The 16,226-nt window shown below is 45.0% G+C and carries 10 protein-coding genes and 2 tRNA genes; 6 read left to right on the forward strand and 6 right to left on the reverse strand.

Features of this window, described 5'->3' with window-relative positions:
- Positions 1-152 precede the first annotated feature (152 nt).
- Positions 153-2,600, forward strand: a complete 2,448-nt coding sequence (locus tag AC1DCV_RS27330) for a TonB-dependent receptor (protein ID WP_477026162.1) — start codon at positions 153-155, stop codon at positions 2,598-2,600.
- Between the two features lie 63 nt (positions 2,601-2,663).
- Here the strand turns inward: AC1DCV_RS27330 and AC1DCV_RS27335 are convergent, their stop codons facing one another.
- From AC1DCV_RS27335 to AC1DCV_RS27350, 4 genes are all read right to left on the reverse strand, one after another.
- A complete protein-coding gene (locus AC1DCV_RS27335) occupies positions 2,664-3,518 on the reverse strand; it encodes a glycoside hydrolase family 16 protein (protein ID WP_477026163.1) in 855 nt (284 codons plus the stop codon).
- A 580-nt stretch (positions 3,519-4,098) separates the two neighbouring features.
- Positions 4,099-4,184: transfer RNA gene (locus AC1DCV_RS27340), tRNA-Leu, on the reverse strand.
- Positions 4,185-4,201: 17 nt separating this feature from the next.
- Positions 4,202-4,274 (reverse strand) — tRNA-Gly (locus tag AC1DCV_RS27345).
- A gap of 140 nt (positions 4,275-4,414) precedes the next feature.
- On the reverse strand, positions 4,415-5,254 hold the full coding sequence (locus AC1DCV_RS27350; RefSeq protein ID WP_477026164.1) for a hypothetical protein: 840 nt from the start codon (positions 5,252-5,254) through the stop codon (positions 4,415-4,417).
- A gap of 147 nt (positions 5,255-5,401) precedes the next feature.
- Between AC1DCV_RS27350 and AC1DCV_RS27355 the strand changes: the two genes are divergently transcribed.
- The 3 genes from AC1DCV_RS27355 to AC1DCV_RS27365 all read left to right on the forward strand — a co-directional run bounded on the left by AC1DCV_RS27355 (position 5,402) and on the right by AC1DCV_RS27365 (position 7,866).
- A complete protein-coding gene (locus AC1DCV_RS27355) occupies positions 5,402-6,406 on the forward strand; it encodes a DUF3667 domain-containing protein (RefSeq protein WP_477026165.1) in 1,005 nt (334 codons plus the stop codon).
- Positions 6,407-6,414: 8 nt separating this feature from the next.
- Positions 6,415-7,194 carry an enoyl-CoA hydratase-related protein gene (locus tag AC1DCV_RS27360; protein ID WP_477026166.1) on the forward strand — a complete coding sequence of 260 codons (780 nt, stop codon included), beginning with the start codon at positions 6,415-6,417 and terminating at the stop codon, positions 7,192-7,194.
- A gap of 147 nt (positions 7,195-7,341) precedes the next feature.
- The gene (locus tag AC1DCV_RS27365; protein WP_477026167.1) at positions 7,342-7,866 is read left to right on the forward strand and encodes a hypothetical protein; all 525 of its coding nucleotides are present in this window, start codon (positions 7,342-7,344) and stop codon (positions 7,864-7,866) included.
- An 81-nt stretch (positions 7,867-7,947) separates the two neighbouring features.
- Here the strand turns inward: AC1DCV_RS27365 and AC1DCV_RS27370 are convergent, their stop codons facing one another.
- On the reverse strand, positions 7,948-10,224 hold the full coding sequence (locus tag AC1DCV_RS27370; RefSeq protein ID WP_477026168.1) for a Tex family protein: 2,277 nt from the start codon (positions 10,222-10,224) through the stop codon (positions 7,948-7,950).
- 314 nt (positions 10,225-10,538) lie between these two features.
- On the opposite strand from AC1DCV_RS27370, the gene mazG reads away from it, so the two are divergent.
- Both mazG and AC1DCV_RS27380 read left to right on the forward strand, forming a co-directional pair.
- Positions 10,539-11,309, forward strand: a complete 771-nt coding sequence (mazG, locus tag AC1DCV_RS27375; protein ID WP_477026169.1) for a nucleoside triphosphate pyrophosphohydrolase — start codon at positions 10,539-10,541, stop codon at positions 11,307-11,309.
- 21 nt (positions 11,310-11,330) lie between these two features.
- On the forward strand, positions 11,331-15,140 hold the full coding sequence (locus AC1DCV_RS27380; protein ID WP_477026170.1) for a sensor histidine kinase: 3,810 nt from the start codon (positions 11,331-11,333) through the stop codon (positions 15,138-15,140).
- A gap of 104 nt (positions 15,141-15,244) precedes the next feature.
- Here AC1DCV_RS27380 and plsX read toward each other — a convergent pair whose 3' ends face one another.
- Positions 15,245-16,198, reverse strand: a complete 954-nt coding sequence (gene plsX, locus AC1DCV_RS27385; protein ID WP_441571843.1) for a phosphate acyltransferase PlsX — start codon at positions 16,196-16,198, stop codon at positions 15,245-15,247.
- Positions 16,199-16,226 lie beyond the last annotated feature (28 nt).

The raw sequence follows: 16,226 nt of genomic DNA on the forward strand, positions 1-16,226 counted from the left end.
CGATGTTCATCAGCAGATTTGCTCATTTTGAATAAATCCGATGACCAACGTATTTGGTCATTTAATCATAGCAGATGCTCATTTAAATTTTAATACGACGCCCTGCCGGCCTTTATTTGCGGATCGTTTATTCATCCAATTTATTAGCTGAGATGTCAATATTTAAAATCTTCCGGATCATATGCTTACCTATACTGCTGCTCATTATAAAGAACACCTATGGGCAGACTGATTTGAAAACAATCATCATCAGGGGGATATTGGTAGACTCGTCTACAAAAGCTCCCATAGAACTCGCCACGGTGGTGGTAACAAAAACGGATAACAGGGCCGTACAATCTGTTTTAACTGGTACGAACGGTAGTTTCTTATTGAAAGTACCCGAAAGCACCGACCTGATGTTGCACATTTCTTATATGGGGTATCATGCCTGGTCTTCAAAAATTTCTCCGGCTGCTGGTCCTGTAAATTTCGGGCTTATTGGTTTAGTGGCGAAAACAGGCGTACTCAATGAGGTAATCGTAAACGGAAAGAAGCCACTGATACAGAGCAGGGGAGATAAGCTGATTTATAATGCTGCATTGGATATCAGCAACAAATCCGGCTCCGCTGCTGATGTACTGCGTAAAGCGCCCATGATCACTATCAGCGCTGATGGTGAGGTAAAGCTGAGAGGGAATGGAAACATCAAAGTATTGTTAAATGGTGTTCCATCGGGGATACTTGCAAGGAACCTGAAGGAGGCACTAAAGATGATACCTGCCAGCTCCATTGAATCTGTGGAAGTGATCACTTCACCTTCCGCAAAATATGAAGCCGAAGGAGCCGCTGGTGTGATTAATATTACCACTAAGAAGAAAATGAAAGGCACTGGTGGAAGCATCGACTTAAGTGCCGGAAACCTGGCGCATTCTGTTAACGGTAACGGGAATATGAACAGGGGTAAATTTAGTATTAACCTTAACCTGGAGGGGAGCCTGGAAAAATCACGTACTGTTGCTGAGTTGAATAGAGCCGGATTGTCGGGTGGTGTGCCCATTGGAAGCCTGTTCCAGAGAAATGATGAAACACAAAAAGACAGGGGCGGCTTTGGAGAACTGGCAATAGAATACCGTTTGGATTCCTCGCAGAAAATGGGCGTCAGTATATCCCATTGGAAAGCTAAATGGCCTATGGCAAGTGAGGGGTATAATTCATACAGGGACAAGCAGGGCGTCAGTGAGTATAACCAGATCAGCCGTCAGGACACGAAAATCAACTTCACCGAATTTTCATTGAATTATCAGAAAAAATTTAAACATCCCGGGCAGGAACTTCAGTTGATAAGCCAGTATAGCCTATCTGGTGAGTATTCAAATTATCTGACAGATCAGTCCAGTCTTGCCGGCAAGACTTATTTTCGGGAACAAAGTCCCAATACGGGGCACAGCAGGGATTTTAGTCTCCAGGCAGATTATGCGCAGCCACTGGATCATGCTGGCAGGAACCTGCTGGAGATGGGGGGGCGCTATAGTAAAAATAGTTCCAGCAGTAGCTTCACTGTTTTTAACAACCGGCATACGCCGGGAAGTGAACAGCTGGAGGAAGACCCAGATCGCGCCAATGCGATGTCTTATTTTCAGGATATCGCCGCCGCTTATCTGAACCTCAGTATTAAAACCACGAAAAACTGGGCATTCAGATTAGGTACACGTTACGAAAATACCCGGCAGGGTGGCGATTTCAGAAGTACACAACCCTCTTTCAGAAGCGAGTTTAATAACGTTGTTTCCAGCATCATGATCAACAAAAAAATCAACGAGATCCACGACTGGAAGCTGAGCTTTACCGAACGAATCCGAAGACCGTTTATCTGGGACCTAAATCCCTACATCAATGCGAGTGATCCCCGCAACCTGAGCGCCGGTAACCCGGAGTTAAAACCTGAAGTGAACCGGATGTTTGAACTGGCACATAATTATAATGCGCCATCAGGCTTAAGTGTGAATTCAAGTATCTATTTCCAGACCAACAGCAATGCTATTGAGTCGCTGAGAACGGTGGACAGCCTGGGCGTATCACGAACGGCTCCGCAAAACATAGCTTCTAATAAGCGCTTAGGAGGCAACATCTATTCCAGCTTCCAGATAAATAGTGCTTGGACGCTGTCTGGTGATGCTGAATTTTACCACGTGTGGTATAAAAGCAAAGTACTTAATATGGGAAATGAAGCCAATCTTTATGCAGTAAGCATAAACAGTTCCTATGAGTTGCCAAAAGATTTTACCATTCAATTTTCCGGTGATTACAGTAATGGATATGTAACGCTGCAGGGCAGCACTTCAGCAAATTATACTTATCACTTTTCAGCCCTTAAAGAATGTTATAATAAGAAAGTAAGCATCGCATTAAGTATCAATAATCCTTTCCAGCATACATTTATACAGCGTAGTACTGCTATCGCACCTTCCTTCAGCAGCAATACCGCATCATGGTATTATAACCGTTCTTTCTCCGTATCCATCGGCTGGAAGTTTGGAAAAGTACGCTCCGATAATGAGGAGGAGAAGAAAGAGATGAATGCGGGTGAAAAGCCGATGCGCAGAGGGAGATCGAAATAATTAGCCGCTGAGAAACAGAAGAGGTATCGTTTGAAAACGATGCCTCTTCTGTTTGTGCCTTTTTTACCAGGCCCTCGTACGGCCTACATAAATATTTTTAGCGCTGTAATAGGTATCTCCGGCAGGACCATTACCGCCACTGGAGCCTTCCATCTGCAGGTTAATGATGATATACATGGGTTTACCAACAAAGTTCGCAACGTGCATACCTGTCCAGTTACCATCGATGTAATAGTGAATGTTCACATCGGTAGCACTTACTTTCGTAATCCAGACGCGATAGTTGTGCCAGTTGCCGGGGGAGGAAACATTCGTTAAGATGCTGGAAACATCTTGAGGGGTTCTGAAGGTATTCTGCCAGTTGGTAGCATTGCCTTTGAACTCAAGGATATCACTTTCGGGAGGCCAGCTGTTTACCGCAGTTAGCCAGAATGCTGGCCAGGAGCCACCTACCGAGGGCGCCTGGAAATCACCTTTTACTTCCCAGTTAGGAAACTGATCATTTATCAGTACCTGTGCTTTAGCATGCACCGCACCGCTGTGATAACGAATAGGAAGATAAGGATCGCTGGAGCTGTTGCCTTCATTCCAGTTGATACGGGCTGCTTTGATCGTAAGCGTGCCGCTATTCAGGTAAATGTGATTATGATCGGAAGTACTACCATACATACGTGCGGTGCCGTTATGGTCTGAGCCCCAGGGATACAGGTAATTCCAGGCGCTTTCAAATGCGGTGTAACTGTCAAAAGAACTGTTGTCCAGCACCGTTTCCCATGTCTCTGCTGCTATAGCGGCCGATTGTGTTTTTACCAATGCCTCCTTTTTGGCGGCATTGAGTTGACCTGGAGCCGCTTGTTTCTGGCAGGATAGGAGGATGGGGCTGGCCAGGGCGAATAAGATTTTCATACTAGTTTTCATAAAACGGAATTTTTAACGTGAATAATAGGATACTACGCGTAGATATCATTTGGGTTTACGCTGTGAATATCGTGTGAATCTGATTGGGAGGAGGGGGAGATATTCATTTAATTAGGGGGAGAAATTAGTAATTCCTTATGCTATTCCAGGATATATAGGGTTACTGCAACCGTGCTTCACTGTAAAAAGAGCCTTTGAATAGTCGCAGCTAGCGCCTGGTATTGAAGAAGCCCTGCTATGGCCGGTTTGGGTCACCGTCTATCTTTTTAAATCCGGAAGTCATCCCCGCATCAAGTCCACCTCAAGTCCACCTTTGCTGCAGGGCTACTATAGGTACATAGCGGGTCCTAGGCATAGGATCGGCAGCGTCACCATAATGAAGAGGTAATGTTGACTATAATGAAGGGTGTTTTTAATGCACTATATCTTAAAAGAATATTTAGAGGCAACGAAGATGAAATTCCTCCAAAACAGCCGTGATGCAAAGAATGGTTAAATAAAGTCAGATATTTAATGAATTGAATATAGTGATTCTATTACAAACAAAAAAGGCACCGATTTTCATCGATGCCTTTTCTTGTTCCCCGGAACGGAGTTGAACCGTCACTCGCATTGCTGCGAACGGGATTTTAAGTCCCGCGTGTCTACCAATTCCACCACCAGGGAGTGTAGGGAATAATCAGAGCGAAAGACCGGGCTCGAACCGGCCACCCCGACCTTGGCAAGGTCGTGCTCTACCAAATGAGCTACTTTCGCTTGAAATTAAGAACTTTACAACGTTTCAGCCTGTGGGCTTTTTTCGTTGGGATTGCAAAGATAGGAATCTTTTTGAAGTTGCAAAATTTTTTTCTCCCTGAATTAAAATATTTTACGAATCTCTTTTTTTTTAACTGTATCTAAGGATTCAGATCATAGCTGTATTTCACCATACCTAACATCTCCCGCCCTTTGCCATAGCAGGTTTCCTTTAGTGGTAATCCATCCGCCTGATACTCATATGCCCAGATCGTATACGACGACGTTTGTGCGTTGACGGTAGTCATCTTTATCAGTTTTCCCTGTGCATTATATTCAAAAATATAATCGGGCAGCATACGTTTCTTCGCCGGCTGATAACGGTATACATCTGTCAGATGACCTGCTTTGTCGTAATTATAATACGTACGTTTACCCTGACGCTTATCCAGTTCCTCTGTAACATGCCCACTGCTGTCTGTTTTAAATGCAATAACGGTAGAATCACTGCCGTTTCCTTTCTTCTGTATCATCTGCTGCAGATGGCCTGCCGCATCATAACTGTAACTCCTCGTTTCATCAAAACGGATCTTGCTCTGCAGCGCGATAGAGGTGCTGCTGATATATTGCAGTTGCCCATCACTGGCATAACGGTATAACGTGGTGGTCACACTGGCAGAAGAGCTGTCTACCGTCTTTGTAAGCTGTCCTTTGCTGGAAAAGGAGGAAGTCATCGCAGAATAACCGGTAGAACTGGACTGTGTCTGTGCCCTCATCTGGTGGTAAGTAGGACTTAAATTACGCTCGCAACGGAAGTCAGGGTCTGCTTCCAGGTTAGCATCCAGGGTTTGCACCTTCTGGGTCTTTACCTTGTTGTCTTTCAACAGCGCCATGGTAGCCACGGTCTGTTGCGTGTTGTAAATGTCCTGGAAGTAATATTGACTAAACCCCCTGCCTGCAAATGCCAGCATCCCAAGTGCCAGTAGAATCGTTTTCTTCATGAACGTAAAAATCGCTGATTTTTAATTGTGACAAAGGTAAAACGCAAAAATCATATTAAAATTTTTTAACTGAACGGTTCCGGAGAATAATTCGTAATTTCTTTTTTATCTTGTATTCTTTTTGCAACAACAACCCATCTAAACCGCTTGAAAACACAACCCTTACGTAAGGATCAACACTGTCTCAACTGTGGTACGGAAGTACCTGAGCGCTTTTGTACCCACTGCGGACAAGAAAATACGGTGCAACACGAAACCTTCAGCCACCTCGTTAAACACTTTGTGGCAGACGTTTTTCACTACGATTCCCAGTTCTTTACTACCCTTAAATACCTCTTGTTCCGGCCCGGATTCCTTTCCAGGGAGTATATGGCTGGCAAAAGGGTGCGCTATGTTAATCCGATTAAGCTGTACGTATTTGTCTCTTTTGTGTTCTTTTTCGGGGTATTTGCCCTGTATCATGGGGATGAAGGCGAGCATAAGAAGAAAGGGAGTTCCCTCGTTGAAGCGCAGGCGGGAAGCCGCAAAGACAGCCTTAAAACATTTACCGGCACAGATGCGCTCAGAAAGGCCCTGGAAGAGGATTCCTCTTCAGTAGGGAAGGATGTGATCGAAATGTCCGATAACCTGGATAATATCCATTCAGTAGATCAATTTGATTCCCTGCAACTGACCCTGCCCGATTCGCTCCGCTATCATGGTGCAAAACGGTTGGCCTACAGACGACTCATCAGTATTAAGGAAAGGTATGGTAACGATACTAAAAAGGCCATGGTAGAGATGTTCGCCCACAACATTCCTAAAATGATGTTTGTGCTGCTGCCTCTCTTCGCCCTGTTCATGAGATGGATCTACGACAAAAAGAAATGGTTGTATGCAGATCATGCCATCTTTGCCATCCACCTCCATTCATTTGCCTTTATCGTTGGGCTCCTGGGCGTTATCCTGACCCACATTTTCGATAGCGATACCTTTGTCAACATAGCCTGGTGGTCCTTTTTCGGCTACCTCGTGCTGGCGCTTCGCAATAACTATAAACAGTCCATCGGCAAGTCCCTGCTTAAAGCCGTTTTCCTGTTCATAGCCTATTTTTTCGCTATTGCACTGGTCTTCATCGGATACGTGTTACTGATGTTTATGATATTTCTTTAACTTTAATTATGCAGCCGGAATACATCATCATACACCAACAAGTGGCGCCTTATGTAGCCCACATACAATTAAATCGCCCCAAAGAACTGAATGCACTCAACCTGCAACTCATGGGGGAGTTGAGAGATGCCTTGAAAATGCTGGATGCGGATGAAGAAGTGAGGGTGATTGTACTCAGTGGCAACGAAAAAGCTTTCGCAGCAGGAGCGGATATTAAACAGATGGCCGATAAAACGGCTATAGATATGTATAATATCGACCAGTTCAGCACCTGGGATGCGATCAAAAAAACAAAGAAACCTATCATCGCCGCGGTGAGTGGATTTGCCCTCGGCGGCGGCTGTGAACTCATGATGCTGTGCGATATGATTGTGGCCAGCGAAACGGCCCGCTTCGGGCAACCGGAAATAAAGCTGGGCGTTATGCCCGGTGCCGGTGGTACCCAACGGCTTACCCGCGCAGTAGGAAAAGCCCTCGCCATGGAAATGGTGCTGACCGGCCGTTTTATTACCGCACAGGAAGCCCTGCAGGCTGGCTTGATAAACCGTATAGTGCCCGTAGAACTCTTTTTGCAGGAAGCGGTGAAGTTAGCCAGGGAAACTGCCGCAATGAGTCCTATGGCCCTTAAAATGGCAAAAGAAGCAGTTTTAAAAGCTTTTGATACCTCACTGGAAGAAGGATTACATTTTGAGCGTAAAAATTTTTATCTTCTCTTTGCATCTGAAGATCAGAAGGAAGGCATGCAGGCATTTATGGAAAAAAGAACACCCATATTCAAAGGAAAATAGCATAGATTTTTATTGAAAACCATTAAACTTTTTTATTATCTGACTTGTTAACCTTCCACTGATAAATTCATCATGCTGTAGCTGCGGGAAAGTGGTGCCCGCCAGCTTTTGTGAGCCCCGTTACTATCAAAAAATAAAAATTTAACCATGAGTGCGAAACGGATTCCTGTTGCATCACTATTATCATTCACATTCCTTGCTATTGCCTGTAATGGCCCGGCACAAGAGGTAAGGGCGGTTGTATTGGCAGATCAGACTAATTTCCCCCCAACTGATACCATGATCGCCGGCGGAGATACCATTCAAACAGACCTGGTGGCATCCTGGAATGGCTTTCTCAGCTTCGATGGTAAATACGCCTTGGAAAGTGGTCTTTTCGAAAAAGAACCATTGAAAAGCCGGTTCGAAGCCCTGGTCGGCAAAGCTAAAAAGTCCTTCTTCGAACGGTTTAAAGTCTCACCACCCATAGAAGTGGAAAACAAAATCCTCTTTAATGAGGGCTATATGCCCGGTAAATCCGGGTATGATGAAGCTGTTATCGCTATAGACCTGGATCGGGATATTATCTATGTCGGCTTTACTGTCAACAGGAGCCTCATGCTCTTCAGCGAAAAAGGAGATACCGACTACCCGGAGAAATTTCTGCAATGGATGCAGAAATTTKAACGATGACCTCTTTTAGATCTTACTATAAACAAAGAAGCCTATACATGTAATGTATAGGCTTCTTTGTTTATAGTAAGCTATCAGTAATTAGTTATCAAACTTATTCTTCAGCGCTGCCAGCTTAGCCTGAAAATCATTCAGTGGCGCTTCTTTCGCTGCTGGTTTATCCTTACGCACTTCCTTGCGAGGCTCGGCTTTGCGTGGACCCTGCTGTTGCTGCTGGCCACCGCCACCGCCTTTCTCATTATCTTTCATAGATAATGAAATACGCTTACGGGCTACATCTATTTCCAACACCGTTACCTGTACCTTTTGATTCAGCTTTACTGCCTCATTCGGGTTGCTGATAAATTTATTGGAGAGATGAGAAATATGCACCAGCCCATCCTGTTTAACACCTATATCCACAAAGGCGCCAAATGCTGTAATGTTCGTTACCACACCTGGTAATACCATACCTGGTTTTACATCCTCCATTTTGTGGATGCCTTCCGCATATTCAAATATAGAAATCTCATCACGGGGATCACGACTCGGTTTGGCCAGCTCTTTCAGGATATCTTCCAGTGTAAGAATCCCCACTTCCGGACTCACATAATCTTTGGCATTGATCAGCTTACGCAGCTCTTCTTTGCCAATCAGATCAGGCACTGTGCAATGTTGCTTCTCGGCCATTTCCTTAATCAGATCATAACGCTCCGGATGTACCGCAGAATTATCCAGTGGGTTATCACCATTTTCAATACGAAGGAAGCCCGCGCACTGTTCAAATGCTTTATCACCCAAACGATGCACTTTCTTCAACTGCATACGGTTGCTGAAAGCGCCGTTTTCTTTGCGGTATTTTACAATGTTTTCCGCCAGGGATGGCCCCAGACCCGAAATATAGGCCAGCAAATGTTTCGAGGCAGTATTCAGGTTTACACCTACGTTGTTTACACAGCTTACCACTACACGGTCCAGGCTCTGCTTCAGGGAAGACTGGCTCACATCATGCTGGTATTGTCCTACGCCAATTGCCTTCGGATCTATTTTCACCAGCTCCGCCAGCGGATCTATCAAACGACGTCCGATAGAGATCGCACCACGAACAGTAACATCATGATCAGGGAATTCTTCACGCGCCACTTCTGATGCGGAATAAACGGAGGCCCCGCTTTCATTCACCATAAACACATTGATCTTCCTGCCAAAGTCCAGCTTCTTCACAAACTCCTCGGTTTCACGACCTGCTGTACCATTACCTACGGCAATAGCTTCTGTTTCATATTTATCCGCCCACTTCTTCAGTAAAGCTTCTGCATCATCTCTCTTGTAATTTTTTTCCAGCGGATAAATAACATCATTGGCCAGCATATTACCCTGGTTATCCAATGCTACTATTTTACAACCGGTTCTGTATCCCGGGTCAATAGCAATCACGCCTTTAGGTCCCAGTGGTGCTGCCAGCAACAACTGACGCAGGTTTTCTGCAAATACCTCAATGGCTTCCGCATCTGCCTTTTCTTTCGCTACCGCCCTGAACTCGTTCTCCAGGGAAGGACGCAGTAAACGCTTGTAAGCATCTGCTGCTGCCTTGGTTACCTGCTCAGCCGCTTTGCCTTTGCCTGTTACAAATTGTTTATTGATCAGCGCTGTAGCATCTTCTTCTACAGGTGCTATAGAACTGAATAAAATCCCTTCATGCTCTGCACGTAATATCGCCAGCACACGGTGAGAAGGCACCTCACGCAGGTCTTCAGAGAACTCGAAATAGTCTTTATATTTATCGCCTTCTGCTTCTTTTCCTTCTACTACTTTAGAAGTAAGCTTGCCGGTATTGGTAAATAATTTACGCAACTTATCACGGCACTCCGCGTTTTCATTGATCCACTCTGCAATGATATCACGCGCACCTTTCAACGCTTCTTCTGATGTAGCTACCTGCTCATTGATAAATGTTTCCGCACTGGAAGTATCTGTATCCTGTTGTTCAAACAACAGCTTCGCCAGCGGTTCCAGACCTTTCTCAATAGCCACGGTAGCACGGGTTTTACGCTTAGGCTTGTAAGGAAGATAGATGTCTTCCAATTCCGCCAGTACCCAGGTTTGCTCTATTTTAGCAAGCAACTCAGGTGTCATTTTCTCCTGCTCCGTAATCGTTTTGATAATAAATTCGCGGCGATCATCCACCTCCTTGTAACGCTTCTGCAAGTCTTCAATACGGCCTATCTGCACCTCATCTAAACTACCCGTTACCTCTTTACGGTAACGACTGATAAAAGGTACCGTAGATCCTTCAGATAACAGAGCCATGGTATTTTCTGCCTGCTTGCCGGAAATACCTAACTCCGATGAAATAAGCGCAATGTGTTTCGGATTCATAAATCAATACATTTTTGGGATCTTTTGATTTCAAGATTTTCCGGATAATATTATCGCAATGGACCCACTGCCACAACAAAATTCCCCTATCTCAAAACCATGAAATCACTACAATTTTATAGCTCGCAAATGTAACTAAAATGGGCTTTTTACCAAGAAAAAGAATTCCCCATTTAACCGGGAGCTGTTGGGTTTTAGGTTTTAGCCATTAGCTTTTAGCTTTTGGCAAATGCAGCAAAGACCATCCGCTGCATTTGCCAAAAGCTAAAAGCTAATGGCCAAAACCTAAAAAATGATCCCTATTTTTACAAAATATGGAAAAGACAGCTACATTTGATCGCCTCCTGCAGATCATGGACGATTTAAGGGAAAAATGCCCCTGGGACCGCAAGCAAACCATCCAAACGCTTCGGCAGCTCACCATTGAGGAAACATATGAGCTGGCAGATGCTATTACTGACGGAGACTGGAAGTCCATTAAGGAAGAACTGGGCGATATTCTCCTGCATATTGTGTTTTATGCCAAAATAGGGGCAGAACAACAAAAATTCGATATCAATGATGTTATTAACGGCGTGTGTGATAAGCTGATCCACCGTCACCCGCATATTTATGGAGATGTGAAAGCGGATACAGAAGAACAGGTAAAGCAAAACTGGGAGAAACTTAAGCTGAAAGAAGGCAAAACCTCCGTACTCAGCGGCGTTCCCCTGTCACTCCCCGCCCTGGTAAAAGCCATGCGCCTCCAGGAAAAAGCCAAACAAACCGGTTTTGAATGGGACAATACCAGCCAGGTATGGGATAAGGTAAAGGAAGAAGTCAATGAACTGGAAGATGCCGTCAACAGCGGTAATAAAGACGCCATGGAAGATGAATTCGGAGATGTCATGTTCTCCCTGGTGAACTACTCCCGGTTCCTGGACATAGATGCGGAAAATGCACTGGAACGCACCAATAAAAAATTTCAGCGCCGCTTTCAGGCCATGGAAGTACTGGCACTCCAACAAGGCCGCACACTCAATGATATGAACTTAACGGAAATGGATACACTCTGGAACCAGGTGAAAGCCACAGAGCAATTATAAATTTTTCATAACCACATCGCATTGATCGATACTAAAGAAATACGGCTTTTTTTCCTGCGGCATGGCTATCTACTGATCATCGCGGCCTGGTTATTTACCTTCGCCTTTCTGTTCAGCAACTACTGGTCTTACTACTCCTCGCCGCAAGGCGTGAAACGAAGCATGGAAAAGAGTATCCAGCAACGGGAAAAGGATTTCCTGAAACTGGCGAAGGATACGGCCCTTTCGGCCTCCCTGTTTCAACGCAGTTATAGCCAGCAAACACTCGACCGGCTGACTGACCTGGAATACTACCTCTTTGCATATGATTCCAATAGCTCCGGCATCTGGCTTACTTTCTGGAATACCAGCCAGGTAAAGCCGGAAGAACTGCAAACATCCCTGGAAAATGGCTCCCGCTTCATGAAACTCAAAAACGGGTATTATGAAGTGATCACCCGCAAAGTGAAGTCTGCTCCCGGCCATAGACAATACCTGCTGGGCGTGATTCCCATACGACTGGAATATGCGATCAAAAACAACTATCTCGTTAATCACTTCTATCACAAAGAAGAACTGGGAGAGGAGTACAGTATCTTAAGGGAACAACCGCTCTTAATGCAGCCGGAACATACGGTCTTCGCAGTGAATAACGGCAACGGAGAAACGCTGTTTTATCTCGATTATAACAGCGGCATGCACGTGCATCCACCCAATAACCTGAGCGTGTTACTCCGCGTCATGGGTTGCATCTGTGTGCTGATCTTTCTCAATCTCTTTGCTACATTGCTGGCCAAAACCACCAACCCGCTATACGGCTTCCTATTCCTGTTCCTCATCGTTTTCGGACTCCGGGTACTCAGTTACGTATATCCGTTTCCGTTTGATCTGAAAGAACTTAACATTTTTGATCCCAGGATCTACGCAAAAGATGAAATCTTTTACTCCCTGGGCGACCTGCTGATTAACGTATTACTCACTTTCTGGATGATCCTGTTTTTCCGGGAACACGTAAAAACCATTAATCCGCCGGTACTCAAAAAAAGATGGGCACAGAGTGTGGTGATCATCATCGCCAGTCTGATCCTCTACATCGTAGAGCAATTCCTGGCAGACCTCATCCAGAGCCTCGTGATAGACTCCAAGATCTCCTTCGATGTCACCAATTCCTTCAGCATTACGGAGTACAGCGTCATCGGCTTTGTGGTTCTGGGCTTTATCTCGTTCAGCTTTTTATTCTTCTCCCAGATCATTAACTACCTGCTGAATGAACTCACCAACTTTCAATACCGTACCAAATACATCTGGCTGGGCGCTGTAGGAATCATCTGGTTGCTCTTCCGGGTACACAATCCGGAACTGCCGTTCTCCATTTCTATGGTCATCTGGCTGCTGGTATATATTGTGCTGCTCGACTTCCTGGCCGACCGCTTCGAAAGCAGCATGGCCACCGTACCATTCCTTTTCTGGCTATTCCTGCTCACCATTACCACCTCCGGAGCATTGGTGCATTACAATAACCACAAGGAATTACTGGCCCGCCAAAAGCTGGCTGAAGACCTTTCCAGGCAAAAGGATCCTTACCTGGAAATGTTGCTGAATGATATCGGGAAGAAGATTGAACATGATGAAGTGATTCAATATTTTTTCCAGGACAGCAGCATGAGAGAACAACGCAAAGGAAAGTTCGACAGCCTGCTCCTGCAGACCTATTTTCAGGGGTACCTCAGCCGCTTCCGTGTAAATATTTACGCCTACGATGAAAACGGCAGCTCCCTGTTTGCATCAGATACAGTCAGTTTGTCTACGCTGAACCGGCAGATGTTTGCTGAAACAGCCGCCACGCCGTCACTGGTGCCGGGAAATGACCTCTATTATTACGAACGTAGTTTTAATGATTACGGTTATATCGCCAAGAAAGAATTTCATAAAGCCAATAATGATGTCAGCGGATGGCTCGTGTATACACTGGAACCTAAGCCTATCAGTACAGAAAGACTCTATCCCGAACTGCTCGTGGAAGGAGATGTTAGTGATCCCGGCCGTGAATATGCCGGCACCTATTCTTTTGCCGTATATGATAAAGGAATACTGGTGAGTAATAACAACGACTTCCCGTTTCCCATCCGTCTGTATCCGCATGATGTACCGTTATCTGATGTGTCTGTGAAATCCATTAAAGGATATTCAGAACTACTCTATCGCGCCTCTCCGGATAAGGTAGTTGTGGTGGTAAAAGAGAACAGGATGTTTGTGGAGTTTATCACACTCTTCGCTTACATGTTCTGCTTATTCCTGCTCATCGTAGCAGTGTATAAGGCTTTCGACCTGCTTATCAAAGCAAGGATGCGCATCAGCAATTTACGTACGCTCATTAACGTGAGTATCCGCAAAAAGGTACATGGTACCATCATCTTTGTCGTCATCTTCTCTTTCCTGATCCTGGCCATTACCACGATCAAATTCTTTATCTATCGCTCCGAAGCGCAGAACAGGGAACGACTGAGCAAAACGATGAGAGAAGTGGCCAAAGATGTGGAGAAAGCTTTCGAAAACCAGCGGGACCTGGACCAGGTAGGAGATATTTACGATTCAGAGCTGTTAAAGAAGCTATCTTCTTCTCTCGCGGATATTGCAGATGAACGCGCACTGGATATTAACGTATACGATCGCGATGGCAACCTGCAACTAACCACGCAGCCCATGATGACAGACAAAGGATTAATCTCTGCCAAAATGGATCCGCAGGCGTATTACCGCTTGTTCCGGCTCGAACAGATACAGTTTATACATACAGAGTATATTGGCATCATGCCGTTCCTTTCCGGGTATATGCCGCTGCGTAATCATGATACACATGAAGTCATCGCCTATCTGAATGTTCCTTACTTCGCCACACAAACAGAATTGAACGAGCAGATCTCGAATTTCCTGGTGGCACTGATTAATTTTAACGCCTTTATTTTCCTCATTGCAGGGATGGTAGCGTTGTTGATTACCAATTCTATTACCCGTTCGTTTTCACTGGTAACGGAAAAACTGCGCCATGTAAACCTGGGACAGCGTAACGATGAAATAGAATGGGATAAAGATGATGAAATTGGTGCATTGGTAAAAGAATACAATAAGATGGTGCGTAAGCTGGAAGTGAGTGCGGTGCGCTTAGCCAAGAGTGAGCGGGAGGGGGCATGGCGTGAAATGGCCCGGCAGGTAGCCCACGAAATCAAAAATCCGCTAACGCCGATGAAGCTGAGCATACAATACCTTCAACGTGCGATCGCCGGTGATTCGCCTAATGTAAAGGAGCTGTCGCGTAATGTGGCGGGTACGCTGGTAGAACAGATAGAACACCTGTCCAATATCGCGTCTGACTTTTCAGCGTTTGCCCGCATCGGAGAGCCTAATAATGAGGAAGTATTGATCAATGAAGTATTGCATTCTCTAACATCATTGTACCAGGGGCATGAAGACTGCGAGGTAACGTATATCCAGCCAACGCAGGACTTCTATGTATTTGCAGATAAAACACAGATGAACAGGCTGTTTACCAATCTGTTGCTCAATGCCATCCAGGCAATTCCAGATGACAGGAAAGGGCAGATTGTAGTGGCATTGCGGGCTACTGCTGATCACTATGTGATTATCAGTGTGGCGGATAATGGAGAAGGTATTTCTACCGAAGTACAGTCCCGCATATTTGTGCCTAATTTCACCACCAAATCTTCCGGCACCGGCCTGGGCTTGGCCATGTGTAAGAACATTGCAGAGCAGGCGCGTGGGGAAATATGGTTTGAAACCAAGCTGAATGAAGGCACAACTTTCTATGTAAAGCTGCCCTTGGATATAAAGTAACAGCATCTCCTCCTGCTCCGTTTAAATGCTGAGCAGGAGAGACAAAACATAAAAAAACCGTTCCGGTATCCGGAACGGTTTTTTTAAATAATTTTCAGCGGTTACTACTGTGCATCTTTTGCTACAAAACTTTCTTTAATCTTCTCCAGCAGTTTGCTATCGATCATTTGTTGTGCCAGCTGTATCATGTTTTTAAATGCTGTTTCCTGGGAAATACCATGACCAATAATAACTGGTTTGGAAACGCCTAAAACGGGAGTACCGCCGTATGATTCTGAATCAAATTTCTTCATGTAATCATCCTGAATATTACGTCTTAACGCTATTTCATGGAATGATTCAGCCATCTTAAGAACGATGTTGCCGGTAAAGCCTTCACAAACGATTACATCAGCTTTTTCGGAGAGAATATCTCTACCTTCAATGTTACCAACGAAATTGATTTGTTTGCTTTCTTTTAACAGCGGATAGGTGGCTTGCGCAAGCAGATTGCCTTTACCTTCTTCTTCACCGATATTCAGTAAGCCTACCTTGGGATTGTTCACCTGGAGGATATGCTTGGAATATAGGGAACCCAGAATGGCAAATTGCGCGAGGTTTTCAGGTTTGCAGTCGGCGTTGATACCTACGTCAAGCAAGAGGCCGTACGATCCGTTTTCACGGGGTACCAGAGTAGATATAGTAGGACGTTGCACTCCTTCTATGGCTTTAATGGAATAATAGGTGCCCACCATCATGGCGCCGGTATTACCTGCGCTGATGAAAGCATCTATTTTTTCATTTTTCAATAAATGAAAACCGATAGAGATGGATGATTGTGGCTTCTCTTTCAGTGCCTTAGTAGGGTGTTCATCCATCCCGATTACCTGGGATGAATGAACAACTGAATATTTTGATTGGTCCAGCTGTACCTCTGCTAATAAAGGAGCTAACTGTTGCTCGTCCCCTATCAATACCAGATGCACATCAGATGCAACAGTGTCTAAATATAATTTTACTCCTTTTACTGCTTCTGTGGGCGCGAAGTCGCCACCCATCATATCAAGCCCGATTCTCATGTAACTCAAGTTTGTTCTTGTTAGCTCG

This window comes from Chitinophaga sp. 10T418, from assembly GCF_056394125.1.